The 23,743-nt window shown below is 41.2% G+C and carries 22 protein-coding genes; 12 read left to right on the top strand and 10 right to left on the bottom strand.

Annotated features, from left to right (window positions below; translation table 11 throughout):
* Positions 1 to 444 precede the first annotated feature (444 nt).
* On the bottom strand, positions 445 to 1,917 hold the full coding sequence (gene guaB, locus OMHG_RS05255; RefSeq protein ID WP_010648925.1) for an IMP dehydrogenase: 1,473 nt from the start codon (positions 1,915 to 1,917) through the stop codon (positions 445 to 447).
* 299 nt (positions 1,918 to 2,216) lie between these two features.
* Between guaB and OMHG_RS05250 the strand changes: the two genes are divergently transcribed.
* Positions 2,217 to 3,158, top strand: a complete 942-nt coding sequence (locus OMHG_RS05250; protein ID WP_010648922.1) for a YaaC family protein — start codon at positions 2,217 to 2,219, stop codon at positions 3,156 to 3,158.
* A gap of 63 nt (positions 3,159 to 3,221) precedes the next feature.
* Here the strand turns inward: OMHG_RS05250 and OMHG_RS05245 are convergent, their stop codons facing one another.
* The 8 genes from OMHG_RS05245 to dnaA all read right to left on the bottom strand — a co-directional run bounded on the left by OMHG_RS05245 (position 3,222) and on the right by dnaA (position 13,774).
* Positions 3,222 to 4,331, bottom strand: coding sequence for an HD-GYP domain-containing protein (locus OMHG_RS05245; RefSeq protein WP_010648921.1), 1,110 nt, complete (start codon positions 4,329 to 4,331; stop codon positions 3,222 to 3,224).
* Between the two features lie 97 nt (positions 4,332 to 4,428).
* Entirely contained in the window at positions 4,429 to 6,996 is a 2,568-nt protein-coding gene (gyrA, locus tag OMHG_RS05240; RefSeq protein ID WP_010648919.1) for a DNA gyrase subunit A, read from the bottom strand.
* Between the two features lie 210 nt (positions 6,997 to 7,206).
* A complete protein-coding gene (gene gyrB / locus OMHG_RS05235; protein WP_010648917.1) occupies positions 7,207 to 9,132 on the bottom strand; it encodes a DNA topoisomerase (ATP-hydrolyzing) subunit B in 1,926 nt (641 codons plus the stop codon).
* A gap of 83 nt (positions 9,133 to 9,215) precedes the next feature.
* Positions 9,216 to 9,494 (bottom strand): extracellular matrix regulator RemB, encoded by a 279-nt coding sequence (gene remB, locus OMHG_RS05230; protein WP_010648916.1) that lies wholly within the window; start codon positions 9,492 to 9,494, stop codon positions 9,216 to 9,218.
* Positions 9,495 to 9,520: 26 nt separating this feature from the next.
* On the bottom strand, positions 9,521 to 10,633 hold the full coding sequence (gene recF, locus OMHG_RS05225) for a DNA replication/repair protein RecF (RefSeq protein WP_010648914.1): 1,113 nt from the start codon (positions 10,631 to 10,633) through the stop codon (positions 9,521 to 9,523).
* Between the two features lie 5 nt (positions 10,634 to 10,638).
* Positions 10,639 to 10,860: a S4 domain-containing protein YaaA gene (gene yaaA, locus OMHG_RS05220; RefSeq protein ID WP_010648913.1), complete on the bottom strand. Its 222-nt coding sequence runs from the start codon at positions 10,858 to 10,860 to the stop codon at positions 10,639 to 10,641.
* Positions 10,861 to 11,057: 197 nt separating this feature from the next.
* Complete coding sequence (gene dnaN, locus OMHG_RS05215) at positions 11,058 to 12,194, bottom strand: DNA polymerase III subunit beta (RefSeq protein ID WP_010648912.1); 1,137 nt, start codon at positions 12,192 to 12,194, stop codon at positions 11,058 to 11,060.
* Between the two features lie 233 nt (positions 12,195 to 12,427).
* Entirely contained in the window at positions 12,428 to 13,774 is a 1,347-nt protein-coding gene (gene dnaA / locus OMHG_RS05210) for a chromosomal replication initiator protein DnaA (protein ID WP_010648909.1), read from the bottom strand.
* A gap of 772 nt (positions 13,775 to 14,546) precedes the next feature.
* Here dnaA and rpmH point away from each other — a divergent pair.
* The 11 genes from rpmH to noc all read left to right on the top strand — a co-directional run bounded on the left by rpmH (position 14,547) and on the right by noc (position 23,237).
* On the top strand, positions 14,547 to 14,681 hold the full coding sequence (rpmH, locus tag OMHG_RS17760; RefSeq protein WP_010648907.1) for a 50S ribosomal protein L34: 135 nt from the start codon (positions 14,547 to 14,549) through the stop codon (positions 14,679 to 14,681).
* Between the two features lie 157 nt (positions 14,682 to 14,838).
* Positions 14,839 to 15,180, top strand: a complete 342-nt coding sequence (rnpA, locus tag OMHG_RS05205) for a ribonuclease P protein component (protein ID WP_010648906.1) — start codon at positions 14,839 to 14,841, stop codon at positions 15,178 to 15,180.
* 92 nt (positions 15,181 to 15,272) lie between these two features.
* Positions 15,273 to 16,037, top strand: coding sequence for a YidC family membrane integrase SpoIIIJ (spoIIIJ, locus tag OMHG_RS05200; protein WP_010648904.1), 765 nt, complete (start codon positions 15,273 to 15,275; stop codon positions 16,035 to 16,037).
* A gap of 15 nt (positions 16,038 to 16,052) precedes the next feature.
* Positions 16,053 to 16,667, top strand: a complete 615-nt coding sequence (gene jag, locus OMHG_RS05195) for an RNA-binding cell elongation regulator Jag/EloR (protein WP_010648903.1) — start codon at positions 16,053 to 16,055, stop codon at positions 16,665 to 16,667.
* A gap of 216 nt (positions 16,668 to 16,883) precedes the next feature.
* On the top strand, positions 16,884 to 17,144 hold the full coding sequence (locus OMHG_RS05190; protein ID WP_010648902.1) for a hypothetical protein: 261 nt from the start codon (positions 16,884 to 16,886) through the stop codon (positions 17,142 to 17,144).
* A 20-nt stretch (positions 17,145 to 17,164) separates the two neighbouring features.
* The gene (locus OMHG_RS05185; protein WP_010648901.1) at positions 17,165 to 17,377 is read left to right on the top strand and encodes a YozQ family protein; all 213 of its coding nucleotides are present in this window, start codon (positions 17,165 to 17,167) and stop codon (positions 17,375 to 17,377) included.
* A gap of 175 nt (positions 17,378 to 17,552) precedes the next feature.
* Complete coding sequence (locus OMHG_RS05180; protein ID WP_044476710.1) at positions 17,553 to 17,804, top strand: hypothetical protein; 252 nt, start codon at positions 17,553 to 17,555, stop codon at positions 17,802 to 17,804.
* A gap of 188 nt (positions 17,805 to 17,992) precedes the next feature.
* Positions 17,993 to 19,369, top strand: coding sequence for a tRNA uridine-5-carboxymethylaminomethyl(34) synthesis GTPase MnmE (gene mnmE, locus OMHG_RS05175; RefSeq protein WP_010648900.1), 1,377 nt, complete (start codon positions 17,993 to 17,995; stop codon positions 19,367 to 19,369).
* A 48-nt stretch (positions 19,370 to 19,417) separates the two neighbouring features.
* Complete coding sequence (mnmG, locus tag OMHG_RS05170; protein ID WP_010648899.1) at positions 19,418 to 21,304, top strand: tRNA uridine-5-carboxymethylaminomethyl(34) synthesis enzyme MnmG; 1,887 nt, start codon at positions 19,418 to 19,420, stop codon at positions 21,302 to 21,304.
* 85 nt (positions 21,305 to 21,389) lie between these two features.
* The gene (gene rsmG, locus OMHG_RS05165) at positions 21,390 to 22,106 is read left to right on the top strand and encodes a 16S rRNA (guanine(527)-N(7))-methyltransferase RsmG (protein ID WP_010648897.1); all 717 of its coding nucleotides are present in this window, start codon (positions 21,390 to 21,392) and stop codon (positions 22,104 to 22,106) included.
* A gap of 273 nt (positions 22,107 to 22,379) precedes the next feature.
* On the top strand, positions 22,380 to 23,237 hold the full coding sequence (noc, locus tag OMHG_RS05160; RefSeq protein ID WP_010648896.1) for a nucleoid occlusion protein: 858 nt from the start codon (positions 22,380 to 22,382) through the stop codon (positions 23,235 to 23,237).
* Between the two features lie 267 nt (positions 23,238 to 23,504).
* Here the strand turns inward: noc and OMHG_RS18975 are convergent.
* The coding region (locus OMHG_RS18975) for a hypothetical protein (protein ID WP_010648895.1) at positions 23,505 to 23,743 on the bottom strand (239 nt) is incomplete at its 5' end.

Below are 23,743 nucleotides of genomic sequence, written 5' to 3'. Positions count from 1 at the left end.
CGAAAATCGGCCGAAGCAGGTATCGTATTTTTGAGTTTTATTCTTATTCGATTGTATTATAATAAATCCTTAAACAATTTGAGATTGTTGGTCAAATCCCAGGAGGTACAGCGGGAAAAGCAACGGCTGAAGATCCCGCAGGAAGTGGGTTCCTTCCGAGGAAGCTGAGAGCGCCCGCCGCGGAAAGCGACTGCCCGGAGCGGAAATCGGCCGAAGCTGTTATCGTATTTATTGCGTTTTATTCTTATTCGATTGTATTAGAATAAATCCATAAATAATTTTAGACTGCTGATAGAAACCAGGGAGGTACAGCGGGAAAAGCATCAGGTGAAGATCCCGCAGGAAGTGGGTTCCTTCCGAGAAAGCTAAAAGCACCAGCCGGGGAAAAATCGGCTGGTGCTTTTATTCCTGTTACGTCTTTTATATAAAATATTAGAAGACAGCCTAGTTAACAGAGTAATTTGGTGCTTCTTTGGTAATTTGGACGTCATGTGGATGACTTTCACGAAGACCGGCACCTGTAATCCGGATGAAGCGGGAATCGTTGCGCAAAGCATCAATGTTTTCTGCACCGCAATAGCCCATACCGGAACGCAATCCTCCGACAAGCTGATGGAAAGTATCAGAAAGTGCACCTTTATAGGCTACCCTACCTTCAATACCCTCCGGAACAAGCTTTTTATTTTCGGATTCACTTTGGAAATAGCGATCCTTTGAGCCTGCTTTCATGGCGCCAACAGATCCCATTCCACGGTATACTTTGTATTTTCTGCCTTGATAGATTTCTGTCTCTCCAGGGCTTTCGGTCGTTCCTGCAAACATACTGCCAATCATGACCGCATGTGCTCCGGCTGCCAATGCCTTTACAATATCTCCAGAGTATTTGATTCCACCATCTGCAATAACTGGTTTTCCGTATTCTGCAGCTGCCGCAGCGCAGTCATAAACAGCGGTAATCTGCGGTACACCAACACCTGCAACAACACGAGTTGTACAGATCGATCCAGGTCCAATCCCTACTTTTACAATCGATGCGCCAGCTTCAATCAAGGCCTTGGTACCTTCCGCTGTAGCAACATTCCCTGCAATAATATCAAGATCAGGATATGCCGACCGAATGGCCTTTAGCTGGGTAAGTACACCTTTAGAATGTCCATGGGCTGTATCGATAACAATTGCATCAACACCTGCTGCAACCAGTTTTTCGATTCGCAGCATCGCATCTCCTGTAACACCTACCGCAGCAGCAACCAACAGACGTCCTTGGTCATCTTTAGCGGAATTTGGAAACTCAATGACTTTTTCAATATCCTTAATGGTAATTAGGCCTTTCAATACATTGGTTTCATCCACGAGCGGCAATTTTTCGATTTTGTACTGCTGGAGAAGTTTTTCCGCTTCATCCAAAGTGGTACCGACTGGAGCAGTGACCAGATTTTCATTTGTCATAACTTCTGAAATCATAATGCTATAGTCTTGAATAAAACGCAGATCCCGATTTGTCAATATGCCGACAAGCTTCTGCTCTTCGATATTGTTCACAATCGGTACACCGGAAATTCGGAATTTGCCCATCAAATGTTCCGCATCATATACCTGATGTTCAGGAGTGAGGAAGAAAGGGTTGGTAATAACGCCACTCTCTGAACGTTTTACGCGATCAACTTGCTCTGCCTGTTCTTCAATCGTCATATTTTTATGGATGACACCAAATCCACCCTGACGAGCCATAGCGATGGCCATCTCTGCTTCAGTAACGGTATCCATTCCAGCACTGATAAATGGAGATTTCAGCTTCAGTTTCGATGAAAGCTGCGTACTTAGACTGACACCACTCGGTAAAACCTCTGATTCTGCCGGCATTAGCAATACATCATCAAATGTTAATCCTTCTTTAGCAAACTTATCTTGTCTCATTCTTACTCCTCCTTAAGTTTTATGATGCAGATTATATGTCTTTACACAGTTGTGCTGACCGTTGATCAAGCTTGATACTCCAAGGCCTTCTATTGCGGACAACTATTTGTCCATAACCGCCATATTACCGGCAGCGAACTTCATCATGAATGAAGTATTCTTTTATCGTTTAAACTATGTACGTATATCTATTTTTATATACATTACTCTAATCAGTGATGTTTTTCAACCAGCTATTTATGGAAATATAAAAGAAACTACATTCTAAATATTAAGATAGTTATGAGGTTCAGAATCCAATGAAAGCAAATGACTTTTATATGTATATCAATACACAGCAGACCGCACAGGAATATCTGTTTACATGTTATCGCGAAATGGCAGATAGAGAAGCCAAAAGCTATCAGAACAGCCAAACGTTTATGTATTACCTCGATCATGGTCAGAAATTTTATGCGAATGGAAGAGGGGCAGACGATGTTGTGAAGCCAGTCCTCTATTTCTATGGGATGACACATCTGTTGAAGGCATACCTCCTGACAGTGCGTCCGGATTATCCGGAATCAACTTCCATGCTGGCACATGGTGTTACCGTAAGAAAACGGAAGAAGAAACAGTACACCTTTATGGACGATGAAGTAAAGCTGCAGCGGCAGGGATTGTTTCCCTATTTCTCTGAGCATTTGTATTCGCTGAAAAACATTTCCTATGAAAAACTGCGAATGGACGTCCTTTTCAGCACGCTGCCGGAAATGGAAGATTTTTATTCTCTTGAGAAGAAGGCAAAAATGATTGTTGTCGGCACCTCGGATTCATCATTGCTCAAGTTTCCGCTTTCATTGCTCGATAGCTATCATCTGACAGACAAGGCATTCATCCACAGGGTAGAGGGGTACCTTCCGGCGATTAAACAAGTAGATATGGACAATGATTCTATCTCCATTCGGCTAGAAAGATCGCTTGATTCCTCCCATTCCCCATTTGTTACCCATATGTATAACAAAAAGGTGTATTTCCCGTTGCATCGGGATCATTTTCTCCCGTTTCCAGAGGTGATGTCCCATTATTTAATCCTTTTCAATCTTAGTATGCTCTGCCGTTATGAAGCCGAATGGTGGGGAGATTTGCTGTTATCAAGGCCCGATCGTGATTTCCCTTACATTAGCCGTTTCCTGGAAGTGACATCTGAGAAGATTCCTGAGCTGATTGGAGAAGAGCTGCTTAGAAAATATGGAAAATAAAGAGAGAATCAGAAGGAGACTGCATGTCAAAAAGGCAAAAAAATTTCAGCGTGCTGCCATTGGCTAGCTCGCTGAAATTTTTTCAATATACAATTCCGGCACTTGTTCAAGGGAGATGATCTCATCACTCTCTGCGATGCGTACCATCGGCCGGGTAGGCTGGGCAGGGTTGATAAAGACGATTTCTCCGCTAGTATTGTCGGATAGTATGACTTTTGCTCCCAATGTCAGTGAATCGATACTTGCCAGGAAACAATCGACTGTTTCGGAATCAAATTTTAGATACCGCTCCCTTTGGATTTCCTCAATAACCTTGAATGGTGATATCTTTTTTCGGTATAAGCGTTCACTGGTCATTGCATGATACATGTCTGCTACGGCCACCACTTTAGCATATTGATGAATTTTTTCTTTTGAAATCCCCAGCGGATAGCCATATCCATCGACACGCTCATGATGCTGCAATACCGCTAGTTTAACACCAGGTGTAATGGTTGGCAGGTTTTCGACCATTCGATAGGAGTATGTCGGGTGATTCTTAACGGCAGTATACTCGCTCTCCGTCAATGGACCGGCTTTTAAAAGGATATCTGCATCAATCCGCGCCAATCCGCAATCACTTAACAATCCTGCTAAACCAATCTGAAGCCATTCACCTTTGGAGTAGCCCATTTTTTTACCGAGATATGCGGAAGTAAGCGAAACAGCCACACAATGATAATAGATATAATCCCTTTTCTCTCCGTGCTCATGGAGTGCATAAATTGCTGCAGAAGGGATCGTTTCTATCTGTTCCAGCAATGGAATCATAATCTTTCGAATGGCTGGAATATCGATTGGCATACTGTTTTGCCATTTTTGATACTGCTTTTTAAAGGCTGTCACTGCCTTTTTATAGTTCGCCATAAAAGAAAGCTCATTCTTTTCTTTACGAACATCGGGGGGGAATTCTATTTTTTCATCATTTCTATGTACGGATGATTTCGGACTAAATTCCTCTCCATCGGAAAGCTTGGAGGATACCTCGACAGATTCGACGAGAAATTTTTCCAGAATTTCGATATGTTTGTCCGTTAGAACGGTATTTTTTACGATAATCGGACGATTGGATTTGCCTTTTACCTCCATCAGCAGTATACATCCTGGAACAAGTTGCGACGGTGCTACTCTCATGTGGATTCCCCCAATATATTAAGCTAAAGAAGATGACTCCGAAAAGAAATGAATTACTTTCCTGAGTCATCCTGCCATTTTAGTCCTTTAAACTACGTTATTCTTCATCTGTTGCTGTTTCGTCTGTATTCTCTTTGTTTTCAACAGTTGCTTCAGCAGTATCTGTCTCCTGGTCTGTTTGATCTGTCTGATCTGCCACTTCGGTTACATCAGCCAGCTCATCCACTACCTCTTCCACATCTTTCGCTATTTTGGTGACAGTTGCCACTTCTTCGCCTTCCTGCAGACGAATCAGATGAACACCTTTGGTATTGCGTCCGGTTATGGAAATCTCGGAAACCTGGATACGGATCAGAACACCGGCAATGGTTATCATCATTAGATCCTCATCACCATCAACAGCCTTCACTGCAACGACATTGCCTGTTTTCTCATCAAGTTTACATGTGAAAACACCTTTTCCTCCGCGGTTAATACGACGATACTCAGACTCGTAAGTTTGTTTACCAAAGCCTTTATTCGTCACATGAAGGATTTTTGAATCGGGTTCAATAATTTCCATGGAAACAACGATATCATCGTCTCTTAGCGAGATACCCTTCACACCTGCTGCCGTTCTGCCCATAGCGCGAATCTGTGTTTCTTCAAATCGGATCAGATAGCCATTTTTCGTTGCAATCATCATATCCTTATTTCCATCGGTTAACCTTACAGATATCAATTCATCATCTTCTCGAAGGCCAACAGCAATCAGTCCGCCTTTGCGAATGTTCTGGAACTTATCGAGTGATGTACGTTTTGCAATACCGTGTTTAGTCGTAAAGAACAGGAATGCTTCTTCATCATAATCAGTCACCGAGATGACGGCATTCACCCATTCTCCCTTTTCGACCTGAAGCAGATTAATGATTGGAATCCCTTTGGCCGTGCGGCTATATTCAGGAACTTCATAGCCTTTCGCTTTGTATACTTTTCCTTTATTCGTAAAGAAAAGCACTGTATCATGTGTGGATGTGGAGACAAGATGTTCCACGAAATCATCTTCGTTAGTACCCATACCCTGAATTCCGCGTCCACCACGTTTTTGTGTACGATAAGTTGAAGCCGGAAGCCGTTTAATATATCCCTGGTTTGTTAAGGTGATTACGATATTCTCTTCCGGAATTAGGTCCTCATCTTCAAAGAATCCAGCACCACCAGCTACAATCTCGGTTCGGCGATCATCACCAAAACGCTCTTTTATTTCAGTGAGCTCTTCACGAATGATTTCCAATACCTTTTCCTCATTGGCCAAAATTTCTTTCAGTTCTCCAATAAGCTGCATAAGTTCACTGTACTCATTTTCAATCTTTTCGCGTTCCAGACCCGTCAAGCGCTGCAAACGCATATCCAAAATAGCCTGGGCCTGCTTTTCAGATAGATTAAAGCGCTCGATTAATCCATTCCGTGCAATATCGGTCGTTTTTGAATTGCGAATTAACGAAATGACTTCGTCAAGATGATCCAATGCAATACGCAATCCTTCCAGGATATGTGCACGCGCTTCTGCTTTTTTCAGTTCAAAGGCAGTCCGTCGTCTGATGACGACCTTTTGATGATCCAAATAATGCTCTAAGCACTGCTTAATGGTTAATACCTTTGGCTCTCCATCGACAAGTGCCAGCGTATTAACGCCGAACGTAGTCTGTAATGAAGTGTATTTATACAGGTTATTTAAAATAACATTGGCATTCGCATCACGGCGAACCTCCATGACGATTCGCATACCATCACGTGACGATTCATCTCGTAAGTCTGTGATTCCTTCGATTCTTTTATCACGGACAAGCTCTGCTATTTTCTCAACCAATCTAGCTTTATTGACCTGATACGGCAATTCGGTAACAAGTATGGTTGACTTTCCGTTTGCATGCTCCTCTATATCCACTCGTGCACGCATCGTAATGGAACCTTTTCCAGTTTCATATGCTTTGCGGATACCGCTTCTGCCAATTATGATTCCTGACGTTGGAAAGTCGGGTCCATGAATATAGTCTTCCATCAATTCATCAATGGTTATTTCCGGATCTTTACTGATAGCCAATACGGCATCAATCGTCTCTCTTAAATTATGCGGAGGGATATTTGTCGCCATACCAACCGCGATCCCCGATGTTCCGTTTACAAGCAAATTCGGGAACCTGGCAGGGAAAACAACCGGTTCTCTTTCAGAGCCATCGTAGTTATCCCGGTAATCAACCGTGTCCTTATTCAAATCCCGAACGAGTTCCATTGCAATCTTAGACATTCTTGCTTCTGTATAACGCATTGCTGCCGCTTGGTCGCCATCGACAGAACCAAAGTTTCCATGTCCGTCTACCAGCATATTACGATAGCTGAAGTCCTGAGCCATACGAACCATCGTTTCGTAAACAGCTGTATCACCATGCGGGTGATACTTACCGATAACTTCTCCAACGATACGTGCTGATTTTTTATGTGCCTTATCTGAATGCATTCCTAAATCATTCATAGCATATAAGATCCTGCGGTGTACTGGTTTCATACCATCCCGTACATCAGGCAATGCCCTTGATACAATAACACTCATAGAATAATCCAGAAAAGATGTACGCATTTCATTACTTATGTTAACTTCCTGAACGTTTCGACGTTCCTCCGCCATTTTAATACCTCCCATTAGGAAAACAATTCCTATGCTTTCCTAGAAGCAAAAGAGCAGGAAAGGATTGTACTCCATTCGTAAAATTACTTAGTGAATTGCCAATCCTTACGCTTTCTTCTTACCTCTGATAACGTTATTATGACTATCATTTATACTGAAACAGCTCCAAATTAAGGTGCATCCGCATCTAAAAAGCAGCCATGTTTTTATTTAAATATCCAAGTTTTGGACGTATTTTGCATTTTCTTCGATATAGTTTCTTCTTGGTTCCACTTTATCGCCCATTAGCATATCAAAGACCTGATCTGCTTCAATCGCATCGGACAGTTCAACCTGCAGCAGGGTACGCTTTTCCGGGTCCATGGTAGTTTCCCATAGTTGCTCCGCATCCATTTCGCCAAGCCCTTTATAACGCTGGATAGCCGGTTTTGGAGTTGCCGGAACTTCTGCTAAGACTCTTGTTAATTCCTTATCGTCGTAGACATATTGGACTGACTTACCCTGCTTCACTTGGAATAGTGGTGGCTGTGCGATATAAATATACCCATTATCGATCAGCGGACGCATATAACGGAAGAAAAATGTCAATAGTAATGTACGTATATGTGCACCATCAACATCGGCATCTGTCATAATGACAATCTTATGATAGCGGGCTTTCGATATATCAAAGTCATCCCCAACGCCTGTTCCAAGTGCAGTAATCATAGAACGGATTTCTGCATTCGATAATATCCGGTCAAGACGTGCTTTCTCTACATTGAGAATTTTGCCTCGTAATGGAAGAATTGCCTGGAAATGGCGGTCACGCCCAGATTTTGCAGATCCTCCGGCAGAGTTCCCCTCAACAATATATAATTCACTGATTGTTGCATCTTTTGATGAGCAGTCAGCTAATTTACCTGGCAGGCTCGAAATTTCCAAAGCACTTTTCCGACGCGTCAGCTCTCTGGCCTTTTTCGCAGCAAGTCGTGCCCTTGATGCCATCAGACCTTTGTCAACGATGATTCTGGCAGTAGTTGGGTTCTCATAAAGGAATTTTGAAAATAACTCACTGAATACAGAATCGGTGATTGTTCTGACTTCACTGTTTCCAAGCTTTGTTTTGGTCTGTCCTTCAAATTGCGGATCCGGATGTTTTACAGAGACAATTGCTGTCATCCCTTCACGCACATCATCGCCGGAAAGGTTTGTTTCATTTTCTTTGATGAGATTGTTTTTTCGCGCATAATCATTGATTACACGAGTCAGTCCGCTCCGGAAACCAACTTCATGTGCCCCGCCCTCATACGTATGAATATTGTTAGCAAAGGAGAATAAGTTACTTGAAAAGCCATCGTTATATTGTATCGCGACCTCGACAGCTATCCCCTTATCTTCTCCTTCTGCATAAAACGGTTCATGTAATACTTCTTTATTTTTGTTGATATATTCGACATATGAACTCACTCCACCTTCATAGTAGTAGGTGACAGGCTCTCTGTCGGTACGTTTGTCTTCGATTGTAATGGTCAGGCCCTTGTTCAAAAATGCCAGTTCTCTTAACCGCTGTTCCAATGTCTCAAAATTATAGTCAGTTGTTTCAGTGAAAATCTCGGGATCCGGAGTGAAATGTGTCACTGTACCGGTTATATCTGTTTCGCCGACAACCTCAATTTCACCGAGTGGAACGCCTTTGGCAAAGCCAAGGAAATATACCTTTTCATTTCGATGCACATATACCTCCAGATTGCTGGATAAGGCGTTAACAACCGATGCACCTACACCGTGCAGACCACCGGAAACCTTATAGCCTCCACCACCGAACTTACCCCCTGCATGAAGGACGGTCATGATGACTTCAAGTGCAGGGCGCCCTGTCTTCTTCTGGATATCTACTGGAATCCCGCGGCCATTATCTTTGACCGTAATACTGTTGTCCTTCTCAATGATGACCTGAATATGATCGCAATATCCAGCAAGTGCTTCATCAATACTGTTATCGACAATTTCCCAGACGAGATGGTGCAGTCCTTTTTCACTGGTTGAGCCAATATACATACCAGGTCGTTTACGTACTGCTTCCAATCCTTCCAGGACTTGTATCTGGTCGGCATCATATGCTTGATTTTCTGTTACGTTGTCTTCCATTGACATTTTCTCACACTCATTTCTCTTGAAATACGCTTGTGTTAACCTTCACTAGATATGGCAGCTATACATCCTATTGCCGCTGCTCTTTACGTAAGTTCCTCTGAATAATCATCCAATTTATTGATCGTTGAAATAATGCTCGATCTTTTCTTAAGGGTCGAAACCGATAACGTGCTGAAGTATATGAAATCTTTAGTGATCATCAATGCCTTTGCATCCTTTTTAGGACCAATGACTTTTTTCTTTTGTTTGGCAGCAATCATCATTTCTTCGGTGATGGTAGAGGATGACAATAAGTTACAATCTATGATTGCAACAATATCTTCGGATTGTATAACATTTCCATTTCCAATATGAATAAACATCATGTCACTCCACTTCTATGCCCGTTTCACCTATCAACCTTGCCATCTGCTACGCGAAACAATTCAGCCTGTTTTAATGTATCGTGATTAATTCCATCAACACTTGTAGTGGAGACGAATGTCTGCACCTTCCCTTGAATGGTGTTCAGCAAATGGGACTGTCTGTAATCATCAAGTTCACTCAGCACATCATCCAGCAGCAGAATTGGATATTCTCCAACCTCCTGATAGATAAGTTCTATCTCAGCCAATTTAATCGATAATGCAGTTGTTCGCTGTTGGCCTTGTGACCCGAATGTCTGCACATCTTTGCCATTCACAAAGAATAGAAGATCATCCCTATGCGGACCGATCAAGGTTGTTCCCCGATCTATTTCCTTTTGTCTGATTTCCTGAAATTTATCATGATAGATATTTCCTATTTTTTCCTTATTTGTGTCTTCTGATACTTCTATTGTTGGACTATAGCGAATTTCCAGGTTTTCGAGCTGTCGGCTGATGCCATGATGAATGGGCTGGGCCCATTTCCGCAGCAGATCCAAGAAAATAAACCGTCTTTCCAATAAAGTTGCGGCATGTTCGATCAATTGCTCTGTGAGCACGTCGAGCATTGTCAGATCAGTGGTTCTTTTGATCTGCATTTGCTTTAATAAGTGATTCCGTTGCTTAAGTATTTTTTGATACTGACCTAAATGATAAATATATCTTGGCTGGATTTGACCAAGCTCCATATCAATAAAACGTCTTCGAATGTGGGGTGGGCCCTTTACGAGAGTTAAATCCTCTGGGGCGAACATGACGACATTAATGGCTCCGATATAATCACTGAGCCGCCGTTGCTCGAGTCTGTTTAATTTGGCTTTTTTTCCTTTTGTAGAAACGATGATCTCAAGTGGAATGGATTCATTGCGCTTTGTTATTCTACCTTCTATTTTAGCATATTCCTTTTCCCATTGTATAAGCTCTTTTTCCTTTGATGTGCGATGGGATTTTGAAAATGCGAGGACATAGATAGCCTCCATCAAGTTGGTTTTCCCTTGGGCATTCTCTCCAATGATCACATTCACTTTGTCATCAAAGGAAAGATCCAATGAATCATAGTTACGGTAATTTTTTAATTGAAGCTGTTCAATATGCATGCAGGCTAATCCTTTTTAGCTACAATATACGAACCAGTGCCTTCGATTTTGACCACATCATTGGCATAAAGCTTCCTGCCGCGGCGCTGTTCCAGTTCCCCGTTAACAAGGACCCCAACATCTGCAAGAAAAGCTTTTACCATTCCGCCGGATTCCAAAATATTAAGTACTTTAATAAATTGGCCTAACGTAATATACTCCGTATTTATTTCTATTTGTTCATGCAAGCTCATCACCAAATTCTATTTTAATTTTTTCACCATATATGTTTAAAAGTCTTATAAACCTATTTTACTAAAGTTTTGGAGGAAATGAAAGGTTTGGCCCTCATTTCCCTCAAAAACGCTGAAAATGGCTTTAATTTTGATTCAGTAACAAAAAAAGCCCTATAAAGAGCTTTTTTGTTATCCGTCATAAATGAAACTTAGTACGTTCTTACTGGAAGAATCAATTGTAAAATCGAATCCTCATTCAACGGGCGAATGACGAAAGGACGCATTGCTCCGGTAAATTCAATCGTAACCTCGTCGTATTCAATTGCTTTTAGGGCATCAATCATATATTTGGAGCTGAACGAGATTTTCAGTTCTTCCCCTTCAATCGTCTCAACAGAGATCTCTTCAACAACGTTTCCCACTTCCGGTGAGTTGCTGGAAATCTCAATCACGGAACTTCCCTGTGTAAAGAGCCTGACAACATTATTGCGTTCCTCTTTAGCAAGCAGGGAGGCGCGGTCTATTGTACTGAGCAGTTCTTTTGTCTTGACCTGGAGCTTCGTTTTACTTTGCTCAGGGATAAGCCTCGATGTTTCCGGATAGTTCCCATCAAGCAGCCGGGATAGGAAATTCAAATGCTTTGTACGGAACAGAATTTGATTGTTGGTCACACTGATTTCCACGGTTTCTTCTGTATCATCCAGGATTTTATATAGTTCATTTAAGCTTTTCCCTGGTACAACGATCTGCTGGAATTCCATATTTGCATCTGCTACAGGGATTTCCCTTTTGGCCAGACGATGGCTGTCTGTGGCCGTAAAGGCAAGCACATTATTGGCCAATTTAAGATTGACACCTGTAAGAATCGGACGAGTTTCCATTGTTGAAACAGCAAATACCGTCTGTTTTATCATGCTCTTCAATAAATCAATTGGCATTTCAAAGCTGTTCTCTGTCTGCAGCTTAGGAAGATGCGGATATTCTTCAGCATCCTGTCCATTTAGGTTGAATTCTGCTTTACCAGATCTGATTGTCACCTTAAGACTTGAATCCACTTCAATCTCAACACTCTTCTCTGGCAGTTTACGGACAATATCAGGGAAATATTTTGCCTGCAGCACGATGGTTCCTTCTTCAATTTCTTCAACTTGAACCACACCATTTTCTTCTGCTGGTATGTAAGATTCGATGGAAATGTCGGAATCACTTCCTGTTAATGTTATGCCGTGCTGCTTTGCTTCAATTTTCATACCTGTCAATATCGGTATGACTGTTCTGGACGATATGGCTTTCATTACATCCTGCACACCAGCAATTAATTGATCTCGTTGAATAGTAAATTTCATGGAAATATCCTCCTAATGGAAGTTCTTTTATTTATTTTTATTTATAAAAAAAACAGTAATAATAGTAATAGGGCCTGTGATTATGTGGATAAGTGAATAATCGTTATATGTCTAAAAGTTTTCCACATGTGCATAACCTGTTCATATTGTTGCGCAGTTATAAACAGTATTCACATGTGGATAGCCCTATAATTTAGATTGATTGAATTGAAACGGATGGTAAACACGATCAGTTACTGGATGGATTTCAATTTTTCTTTGATATCTTCAATATCGCGGTTTAGATCCGAGTCTTCCTCCAGCAATCTGGAGATTTTTTCATGTGCATGGATTACCGTTGTATGGTCTCGGCCGCCGAACTCTTCACCTATCTTAGGCAATGAAAAATCGGTTAGCTCACGAGATAGGTACATGGCGATCTGTCTTGGAAAGGCGATGGACTTTGTACGCTTTTTGGCAACAAAATCTTCAAGCCTGATGCTATAGCGTTCGCCTACCAATTCTTGTATACCTTTAATGGTGATCACTTTCGGTTTGCTGCTTGGGATGATGTCTTTAAGCGCATCGGCAGCAAGAGATGCGTCAATATCCTTATTGACCAGGGAAGAGAAGGCAACCACCCGTATCAGGGCACCTTCCAGCTCCCGAATATTCGTATTGATCTGGTTCGCAATATAAAGCATGACTTCATTTGGGATATCAAGTCCCTCAGCCTTGGCCTTTTTATTTAATATCGCTATCCTTGTTTCCAGATCTGGTGGTGTAATATCGGTAATCAATCCCCATTCAAATCTTGAACGCAGACGATCCTCCAATGTAGGGATTTCCTTTGGTGGACGATCACTGGAGATGATGATTTGCTTGCTTTCCTCATGCAATGCATTGAATGTATGGAAAAATTCTTCCTGAGTTGATTCTTTTCCAGCAATAAATTGAATATCATCAATTAACAGGACATCAATATTGCGGTATTTATTTCGAAAGCTGTTCGATTTATTGTCCATAATCGCGTTGATAAATTCATTGGTAAATTTCTCAGAAGTAATGTAAACCACTTTTGCATTTGGATTATGTTCACGGACATAGTGCCCGATAGCATGCATTAAATGTGTTTTTCCCAGTCCAACTCCACCATAGATAAAGAGTGGGTTGTATGCTTTTGCAGGTGCTTCTGCTACAGCCAGTGAAGCAGCATGAGCAAATCGATTCCCTGCACCAATTACAAATGTATCGAATGTGTATTTGGAATTTAGCATTGATTTTGGTGTTTCCGTGCTGTTCATACTTGGTTTTGGTTTCGGCATTGGCTTAAGGTCCTCTAATTCTGCAGTGGAATCAGGAATAATAAATTTGGTATTCAGCTTTGTGCCGGTTACCTCATCAAGAATTTCGGATATGAGTTCAGTATACTGATTTTCCAGCCAGTCTCTGGCAAATTCATTTGGAGCAGAAATAATCAATGTATCTTTCTCGAGGGTTTCAGCCTTTGTATTTTTCAACCAAGTATCAAAGCTGGGTTTGCTTATTTTTTCTTCAATTTTCTCTAAGGTAGCAACCCATAGTTCTTCGATGTTTTCCAAAATCGATTTCACTCCTTTCAATAATCTTCTTATGCTTAGGTCAATCAAGTAATAGAAATGGGCGACTCATTTTTACATAGACAAGCCAATGCGGAATCCGCTTTTGCGGCAACAATGAACTGACCCACGCTCCTGCAGGGCATAAGGATCCCTGCATCTACCCAGGCACTTCTGTAAATATGCTTTTCATCCATGACAGAAAAAGCCTTTCTCAATCTTTACGTAAGATGGAAGGCATATCAGTATATTCTCCAATACAAGATGGAGTAATAGGAAAAATAAAATGAGTTAAAGAAAAAATAGGATTGTGGACATCTGAAGCTACTGTTAACAGGATCTGCTGCCAGTTATGAACGTTATCCACAAATCTGTTGAAAAGGTTGTTCGATGTGGTGTGAACAAGTATCCACATGTTATCCACAGATTGTGCATAAGTATTTACTGCATTTTCAATTTCCACAGGTTAAAACATAAATATAATATCAAATAAAAGGTAATAAAGCAATGGTTTTTAGATAGTTATCCACATATCCCACTGCTTGTGTATTTAAAATATCCACACTACTATATTTTGTGATTAACATGTAAATAATGATTGTGGATAGAAATGGATGGTCTAAAAACGAATCCACGAGGGCTGTGGATAATAATTAGTGGAAACAGAGTTGACAGATGGCATTACTATTTCGTATAATATCAAGGACTGTCTATTGATTAGTTATTATTTACATTCAGATATTGAAAAGGGTTCCCTTGGGGAGGTGCAAGATACATGAAAAGAACTTATCAACCAAATAATCGTAAACGCAAAAAAGTACATGGCTTTCGCGCGCGCATGAGTACGAAAAACGGACGTAACGTCTTAGCTCGTCGTCGTCGTAAAGGAAGAAAAGTATTATCTGCATAGGCCACTGAAATATCAGTGGTTTTTTTTCTGTACTAGTGGTTTTTTTTCTGTACTATAGTGAAATAAAGAAAAGATGAAGAAGCAGTGATCAAGCTGCTTTTTTTATACATATGACTTACAGGCTTGCAGGTGTAAGGCAGTAACAAAGGTGATTAAGATGAAGAAACCATTTCGAATTAAAAAGAATGAAGAATTCCAGTTCACGTTTAAACATGGAAAGTCTTTTGCCAACCGGCAGCTTGTTATTTATTATGTAAAAAAGGAAGAACAGGAGCATTTCCGGATTGGTCTGTCCGTCGGCAAAAAAATTGGCAACGCGGTGACCAGGAATAGAATCAAGCGATATCTGCGCCAGGCCTTTCAGGAACTGGAGGGACAGATTCGCTATCCGCATGATATTGTCATCATTGCCAGGAACCCGACAAAAGCGATGGGCTATGAGGAAATCAAAAAAAGTTTGACGCATTTGCTATATAAAGAGAAATTATTGAAGAAATAAAGCGAAATTTTAAAGTTTAGGATAGAATCTTCATTCTAATTAAGATAAAATAGCAGATAAGCATGAATGGGTTATGTTAAGGAGGAAATAAATTGCGTAAAAAGTATTTATTGCTTATAACCTTAATCGGTTTATTGGCAATTCTTTCTGGGTGTACGGAGGTAAACCAGCCGATTACATCAGAAAGCGAAGGGATTTGGAACACGATATTCGTTTACCCGCTTTCATGGGTAATTATAAAAATAGCGGAATTCTTCAGTAATAGCTATGGTCTATCTATTGTTATTGTGACGATTCTAATACGCACACTGCTGATGCCATTGAACGTTAAACAGGTAAAAAGTTCAAAGGCAATGCAGGAAATTCAGCCGGAGCTAAAGGAAATACAGAAAAAATACAGTTCAAAGGATGCTAATACCCAGCAGAAGCTGCAGCAGGAAACAATGGAGCTGTTCCAGAAGAATGGCGTAAATCCACTTGCCGGCTGTCTGCCGATATTTATCCAGATGCCGATTCTGATTGCGATGTATCATGCAATCATGCGTACGGATGAAATTAACTCCTACAGTTTTCTATGGTTTGAACTTGGATCACCGGATCCGTATTTCATTTTACCGATATTGACTGCAGCATTTACCTTCCTGCAGCAGAAACTGATGATGTCCAGCAATACAACAATGAAAAGCAATCCGCAGATGGCGATCCAAATGCAGGTTATGTTATATGTAATGCCAATCATGATTGGTGTATTTGCTTTATTCTTCCCAGCTGCGTTGGCACTATATTGGGTAACAGGGAATATCTTTATGGTTGTTCAGACACTTCTCATTAATAAGCCAATGATGACGAACAAGTAATGGAGGAGAAGAATAGTGAGAGAAATAACTGCTAGCGGACAAACAGTTGAAGAAGCGGTTCTATCAGCATTAGAGCAGTTAAACACCACGAGGGACCAAGTGGAAATAGACGTGATCGATGAAGGCAAGAAAGGTGTTCTTGGCATCTTCGGTTCCAAACCGGCTATCGTCAAGGTAGCCCGTGCCAAAAACCCGGTTCAGGAAGCGGAAAAATTCATCAAAGAAGTCACAAGCAACATGAATTTAAATGTTGAACTCACTACAACAGTTGAAGGGAACCATATTACCTATGAAATGGATGGCGAAAATATCGCAATTATTATAGGTAAACGTGGACAAACCCTGAATGCGCTGCAATATTTGGTGCATCTGGCAATCAATAAGGATAGTAAAGACTATTTTACCGTTACATTGGATGCAGAAGGTTACCGAACGCGAAGGAAAGCAACCCTTGAATCCTTGGCAATTAAAATGGCCGAAAAAGCGAAACGGATAAACAAAAAGGTGGCACTCGAGCCTATGCCGGCATTTGAGCGTAAGATCATTCACAGTACGCTTCAGGATAATGGTGGGGTATCTACTTATTCGGACGGAATAGAACCACATCGGCATATCGTCATCAAACCTTAATAGGGTCTGACCTTGGATTAGCTTCCAGGGTCTTTTTTTGCGCGTTTTCATAGGAAGCGACGGTTGCTGTTACCTCGCAGTTTCTTCCAATTGATCGCTTACTTACAGCTATTTGCAAGAAGCTCTATCATTGTCTGCTTGGTTCCAGATGCATGAATCCGTCAAAAGTTCAGCATACTACTGATATTCACTCCAATATAAAAGGAGCTAAATAGCTTGGAAAATTTTTCAGGTAAGATTTTCAGTGGTGAATTTGACCATGGGAAGGATATGTTCTATCTGACTCAGGTTAAAAATCTGCAAACTACTTCCATTCTTTCGGAACAAAATCTGACACAGCTAAATCACTATTTAAGCAAGCAGACAGATTCCTGTATGATAACAATCAACGATCAGATGCCGATACTGCTCAAAGAGCCCGAAGTTGCCGAATTGCTGCTGGATTTGACACGGATCATGAATGGATTGAAAGCATGATAAAGGAGGATTTTGACGGAATGAAAAAGAAAATAGATGAAAAAGCAAAAACAGTTGCCGATAAAACGTACCAGAACTCTGATTACTACAGCAAGGACCAATTATCGAAGGGAATGGCTATCTCCCATGAACAGGTTTCCGATACGTATATGGAAGGGACGGTAGACCGTATGGAAGGCCACAATGAACGGGATGACCATGAAGAAAAGGGACAAATTCCAAGAGAGCAGTAAAAATCAGGAAATCCGCAAAAGAAGCTGCGACAACTTTTTTATTAAAGTCAAAGACAAATCCGGACGATATAAGATCGGATTTGTCTTTTTGTATTGCCTCGCAGCAAGTGAATATGAGTTGTGTGTGCTAATTCTTAATGGAGATAGTATTCTGCTATAAAACTTACTGATTGAAATGGAGGGAAGCCGACTCCTGCGGGAACAGCACATTTCTGAAGACCCTACAGCGTTGATTTTCCGCGAGGAGGCTGAAGCCGTGCCAGCGGAAGCCGATTTCCCAGAATGGAAGTCAACAAAGCAGTCACTTCGGCATTATAAAAAATCCAACGCTAAAAATGAACATTTAGAGCTTCCTTTCCTAAAATCATTCGTCTTTAGATTGGTGATTTTTAGTAATAATCAAATCTATTATATTTTTTTTGCCTGAAAAAACAAAGATATAGATTGAAAAATTATTAACATGTGGATAAAAAGAATCCCTCAAAGAAAATAAATTTATTTGTGGATAACTTTATTTTTGCTCTGAATTATGTTATTCTAATTTGTTAGTGACGTTAAAAATAATAATGTTGGTTTATATAGATGCAAGAAGGAAAAAAGTTGGAGGTGACATGTATGGAGACAGATACAATTACTGCGATTTCAACCCCGATTGGTGAGGGTGCAATAGCAATCGTGCGGTTAAGCGGTCCGGAAGCAATTTCAATCACAGCAGGGATTTTTAAAGGCAAGGACCTCATTAATGTTGATTCACATACGATTCATTACGGGAAGATTTTGGAGCCGCAGACGAACGAAATTGCTGAAGAAGTAATGGTTTCTGTCATGCGTGCACCAAAGACATTTACCCGGGAAGATGTCGTCGAGATCAATTGTCATGGTGGTATGGTTGCGGTCAATAGGGTGCTGGAGATTATCTTAGCTAAAGGAGCACGCTTGGCCGAACCGGGGGAATTTACCAAACGTGCATTTTTGCACGGCCGAATTGATTTATCACAGGCAGAAGCAGTCATGGATTTAATTCGTGCGAAAACGGATAAGGCAATGTCTGTCGCTTTGAAGCAGATGGATGGGCGATTATCCGGTCTAATCCAGAAGCTGAGGCAGGATCTGCTTGAAACGGTTGCCCATGTGGAAGTGAATATTGACTACCCGGAATATGATGATGTAGAAGAAATGTCCAATGATATGATGCGGACGAAGACAAAGGAAGTACACGCAGCCATCGAGGATCTGCTGGGAGTTGCCAAGCAAGGTAAAATACTGCGGGAGGGTCTTGCCACTGCCATCATCGGCAGGCCGAATGTAGGAAAATCATCGCTGATGAATACACTTGTACAGGAAAATAAGGCAATCGTTACGGAGATTCCTGGAACGACTCGTGATATTATAGAAGAATATGTCAATGTCAGAGGGGTGCCGCTTCGTTTGGTCGATACGGCAGGAATCCGAGAAACGGAAGATATCGTTGAAAGAATTGGCGTGGAACGTTCTCGAAAGGTTCTAAAAGAGTCCGATTTAATACTGTTTGTGTTAAACTTTAACGATGAATTGACGGAAGAGGACAGGAAGCTCTTTGAGGCTGTCCGCGGTCTGGAATATATTGTAATAATTAATAAAACCGATTTAGAGCAGCGGCTTGATATGGATACAGTAAAAGAGTTTGCCGGAGATTGGCCAATTGTTTCCACTTCTTTAATAGAGGAAGAAGGGGTGGACGAGCTGGAAAAGGCGATTGCCGACACGTTCTTTGCAGGAGAAATTGATACAGGGGATATGACATATGTCTCGAATATACGTCATATCCAGTTATTGAAACAAGCAAAGCAAGCACTGGAAGATGCAATGGAAGGCATTGAACTTGGCATGCCGCTGGATATTGTACAAATTGATGTAACCCGAACTTGGGAGTTTTTAGGTGAAATTATTGGCGATACTGCAAGTGATAGCTTAATTGATCAGTTATTTTCACAGTTCTGCTTAGGAAAATAAAAATAGTGGTTTTTAATATATATAATGAAATAGAAAGGATGAAACATGATGACATACAATGCTGGCAATTATGATGTAATCGTTATTGGCGCAGGTCATGCCGGTGTAGAAGCAAGCTTTGCCTCTGCCCGGATGGGTGCCAAAACATTGATGCTTACATTAAACCTCGATATGATTGCGTTCATGCCATGTAATCCATCAATTGGCGGTCCTGCAAAAGGGATTGTTGTCCGTGAAATTGATGCCCTTGGGGGTATTATGGGGAAGGTTATTGATAAAAGCTACATCCAAATGCGGATGTTGAATACAGGTAAAGGCCCAGCTGTGCAGGCATTACGGGCACAGGCTGATAAACCGATATATATGAGAGAAATGAAACGATTAATGGAGAATGAACAGAATTTGACCGTCCGTCAAGGAATGGTAAATTCATTGATTGTCGAAGATGGCATCTGTAAAGGGGTTATTACGGAGACAAATGCAGCTTATTATGCAGATTCCGTTGTCATTACGACAGGTACATTCATGCGCGGTAAGGTATTGATGGGAGACTTGGAATACGAGAGTGGACCAAACAATCAACGTGCATCCGTAAAGCTATCCGAACATCTAGAAGAGCTTGGTTTTGAGCTGACACGATTTAAAACAGGAACGCCTCCACGTGTCAATAGCCATACCGTAGATTATTCGAAAACGGAAATACAGCCTGGGGATGATAATCCAAGAGTCTTTTCCTATGAAACAACAGAATTGATAACAGATCAAATTCCTTGCTGGTTAACGTACACAAATGAATTCACACACCAGGTTATAAATGATAACCTCGGTCTTTCTGCGATGTACTCCGGAATGAAACGGGGGACTGGACCGCGTTATTGTCCATCAATTGAAGATAAAATAGTACGTTTTAATGATAAACCGCGTCATCAAATCTTCCTTGAGCCAGAAGGAAGAGACACAGAAGAGGTTTATGTTCAAGGATTATCTACTTCCTTGCCTGAATCGATTCAGCATGAAATGATCAAAACAATTCCCGGCCTGGAAAATGCCCAAATCATGCGGCCGGGATATGCCATCGAGTATGATGCAATGGTACCGACACAGCTTTGGCCGACACTTGAAACGAAAAAAATACCTGGCCTATATACAGCTGGTCAGATTAATGGGACTTCAGGATATGAAGAAGCTGCCGGACAAGGAATTATGGCTGGAATTAATGCGGCTGCAAAAGCACTTGGCAAAGAACCGATTATTCTAGACCGTTCACAAGCCTACATCGGTGTTATGATAGATGACCTGGTTACAAAGGGAACGAACGAACCTTATCGTCTGTTGACGTCCCGTGCAGAATACCGCTTGCTTCTTCGTCATGATAATGCCGATCTGCGTCTGACAGATATTGGATACGAGCTGGGCTTGATCTCTGAAGAACGCTATCATTCATTTATGGCGAAAAAGCGTTTAGTGGAAGAGGAGAAAAAGCGTCTTAGCAAGATTATCATCAAGCCTTCCGAAGCGGTCAATACCATTATGGATGAAGCCGGTGCTGCACGCTTGAAAGAAGCTGTAAAAGCATATGATCTATTGAAACGCCCAGAGTTGGATTACGATAAGATCGACCGAATGATTGAATCCTATTCAGATATCACGGCAGAAGTCAGTGAACAAGTAGGAATTCAGATCAAGTATGAAGGGTATATTAAAAAGGCAAATGAACAGGTTGAACGTATGCTGAAAATGGAAGATAAAAAGATTCCAACAGATATCGACTATAATGATATCCATGGCCTTGCTACAGAAGCAGCAGAGAAGTTGAAAAAAGTCCGTCCGCTATCCGTAGGGCAGGCTTCCAGAATCTCTGGCGTGAACCCTGCAGATGTATCTATTTTGCTTGTTTATATTCAACAAGGAAATATCGCAAGAATTGCCAATTAAGCAGGTATCGATTAAATTTGGGATAGCGGCGTATAATTCGATACGCCGCTATCTTTCCATTACATAAGAAGGAGCTAGCTTATTCATGAATCCGGAACAGTTTGTAACCGCATTAAAAGAGCAGGGGATTGAATTAAATGATACGCAGCGCGAACAATTTTCCATTTACTATAAGACATTGGTCGAGTGGAATGAAAAAATCAATCTAACAGCAATTACAGCTGAAGAAGAAGTGTATTTAAAACACTTCTATGACTGTATCACTGCTGCATTTTATTATAATCTGAATAAGGATTTGCATATTTGTGACGTTGGTGCAGGTGCAGGTTTCCCCAGCATTCCGCTGAAAATATGTTTTCCGCAGTTGAAGGTGACGATTGTTGATTCCTTGCAAAAAAGAATTGGTTTCTTAAATCATTTGGCCGACCAGCTAAAATTATCTAATGTTGCTTTCTACCATGACCGGGCAGAAAACTTTGGCAAAAACAAACAATTTAGAGAGACCTTTGATATCGTAACCGCACGCGCTGTGGCAAGAATGTCTGTACTAAGTGAATTATGTCTTCCTCTAGTGAAGAAAGATGGCGTATTCATTGCAATGAAAGGCGCACAGGCAAATAGTGAAATGAATGATGGGAAGAATGCAATCGAATTATTGGGCGGAGAAACAGAGGCATTGCACACATTCAAACTCCCACAGGAAGAAAGCGAGCGCTCCATCGTCATTATAACCAAGAAGAGAAAAACCCCAAAGAAATATCCGAGAAAAGCAGGAATGCCAAATAAAGAACCTATAGAATAAGTCCGAATCTCCAATTCCAAATATAGCAAAAGCGAAAAAGTCATAAACTATTCTTTACTTTTTCATTGTTAGATATGGTAAAATAGGTTTATTAAATATGCAATCCAACACAGCAATTTGCTGTGGGGTTCATCATGGCTATAAATCCATATGCTATACTGTTTTTTAGGAAGCTGCGAATCAATAGATTCAAATTGTTTCACGTGGAACAATTTTATACATAGATAGAGAACTTATTTTTTATTTGTTAAATTATGAAGGTGGTGTCAGGTAGTGGTACATCCTTTTAATCGGATATTTGGTATGGGCGATAAGGGGAACTCTGAAGTAGAGGAACCAGCTTATTCTCCAGATGAAGTGATTCAGCTTGAAGTCGAGAGAATTCAGCCTAATCGTTTTCAACCTAGAACAATCTTTAAAGAAGAAAAAATCAAGGAATTGGCGCAAACAATCAATACACATGGGATGATTCAGCCAATAGTCGTTCGGAAACTGGACGAGGAAAATTTTGAGCTGATTGCCGGGGAACGTAGATGGCGTGCAATCCAATTTCTTGGCTGGGAAAAGGTTTCTGCAATCATTCGTGAAATGTCTGATGCTGAGACAGCTTCGGTTGCTTTAATTGAGAACCTGCAGCGCGAAGAACTGACCGTTATTGAAGAAGCACTGGCATATGCAAAGCTTCTTGAGCTTCATTCACTGACACAGGAAGCGCTAGCACAAAGACTTGGCAAAAATCAGTCCACAATTGCAAATAAGCTTCGTCTACTGAAGCTTCCAGAAGAAGTCCAGACAGCATTATTGAACAAGTCCATCTCAGAGAGGCATGCCCGGGCATTAATTAAATTGAAAGATCCGGAAAAACAGCTGCAGATGCTGCAAGTCATTATGGATAACGATTTGAATGTAAAACAGACAGAAGAGCGAATTGCTAAACTGAATGACCCAAAGGAAGAACAGCAAAAGAAACGGCCCAAATTAAAGGGAATCAATAAAGATATTCGAATAGCGATGAACACGATTCGTCAGTCCTTGAGTATGGTATCGGATACCGGAGTAGATGTGGAATCTGATGAAAAAGAAATGGACGATTATTATCAAATCACAATAAAAATTCCTAAAAAGAAATAATATAAAATCATACAAACTTACTTCATCACTACACCCGTCTTTTGTTTTTCCGAAGATGGGTCTTTTTGTGGATGGGAACCGCGGAATAACATGAAGCAGCGCAGGGAAACCGGGGACCGCGGAATAACATGAAGCATAGCGGGGAAACCGGGGGGCCGCGGAAAAACGAAAGTAGCGCGGAGTTCCCATCAGAACCGCGGAATAAATTAAAATGACGCGGAATTCCCGTCAGAACCGCGGAATAATCCAAACAGCGCGGAATTCCCATCAGAATCGCGAAAAAAACGAAAGTAGCGCGGAATTCCCGCCGGAACCGCGGAATAAATTTAAAAAGCGCGGAATTCCCATCAGAACCGCGGAATAAACGAAAACAACGCGGAATTCCCGCCCGAATCGCGGAATAAATGAAAAAAGCGCGGAATTCCCATCAGAGCCGCGGAATAATCCAAAACAGCGCGGAATTCCCGCCCGAATCGCGGAATAAATGAAAAAAGCGCGGAATTCCC

Origin of the sequence: Oceanobacillus massiliensis str. N'diop, assembly GCF_000285495.1 — a bacterium.
GTDB lineage: Bacteria > Bacillota > Bacilli > Bacillales > Amphibacillaceae > Oceanobacillus > Oceanobacillus massiliensis.
Note: the sequence above shows the minus strand (reverse complement) of the source record. Positions and strands in the feature narration are given on the sequence as shown.

What these genes read in the sequence shown, in the direction of transcription:
- guaB (WP_010648925.1), bottom strand. Translation starts at nt 1,917, where the DNA reads ATGAGACAAGATAAGTTTGCTAAAGAAGGATTAACATTTGATGATGTA.
- OMHG_RS05250 (WP_010648922.1), top strand. Translation starts at nt 2,217, where the DNA reads ATGAAAGCAAATGACTTTTATATGTATATCAATACACAGCAGACCGCA.
- OMHG_RS05245 (WP_010648921.1), bottom strand. Translation starts at nt 4,331, where the DNA reads ATGAGAGTAGCACCGTCGCAACTTGTTCCAGGATGTATACTGCTGATG.
- gyrA (WP_010648919.1), bottom strand. Translation starts at nt 6,996, where the DNA reads ATGGCGGAGGAACGTCGAAACGTTCAGGAAGTTAACATAAGTAATGAA.
- gyrB (WP_010648917.1), bottom strand. Translation starts at nt 9,132, where the DNA reads ATGTCAATGGAAGACAACGTAACAGAAAATCAAGCATATGATGCCGAC.
- remB (WP_010648916.1), bottom strand. Translation starts at nt 9,494, where the DNA reads ATGTTTATTCATATTGGAAATGGAAATGTTATACAATCCGAAGATATT.
- recF (WP_010648914.1), bottom strand. Translation starts at nt 10,633, where the DNA reads ATGCATATTGAACAGCTTCAATTAAAAAATTACCGTAACTATGATTCA.
- dnaN (WP_010648912.1), bottom strand. Translation starts at nt 12,194, where the DNA reads ATGAAATTTACTATTCAACGAGATCAATTAATTGCTGGTGTGCAGGAT.
- rpmH (WP_010648907.1), top strand. Translation starts at nt 14,547, where the DNA reads ATGAAAAGAACTTATCAACCAAATAATCGTAAACGCAAAAAAGTACAT.
- rnpA (WP_010648906.1), top strand. Translation starts at nt 14,839, where the DNA reads ATGAAGAAACCATTTCGAATTAAAAAGAATGAAGAATTCCAGTTCACG.
- OMHG_RS05185 (WP_010648901.1), top strand. Translation starts at nt 17,165, where the DNA reads ATGAAAAAGAAAATAGATGAAAAAGCAAAAACAGTTGCCGATAAAACG.
- OMHG_RS05180 (WP_044476710.1), top strand. Translation starts at nt 17,553, where the DNA reads ATGGAGGGAAGCCGACTCCTGCGGGAACAGCACATTTCTGAAGACCCT.
- mnmE (WP_010648900.1), top strand. Translation starts at nt 17,993, where the DNA reads ATGGAGACAGATACAATTACTGCGATTTCAACCCCGATTGGTGAGGGT.
- mnmG (WP_010648899.1), top strand. Translation starts at nt 19,418, where the DNA reads ATGACATACAATGCTGGCAATTATGATGTAATCGTTATTGGCGCAGGT.
- rsmG (WP_010648897.1), top strand. Translation starts at nt 21,390, where the DNA reads ATGAATCCGGAACAGTTTGTAACCGCATTAAAAGAGCAGGGGATTGAA.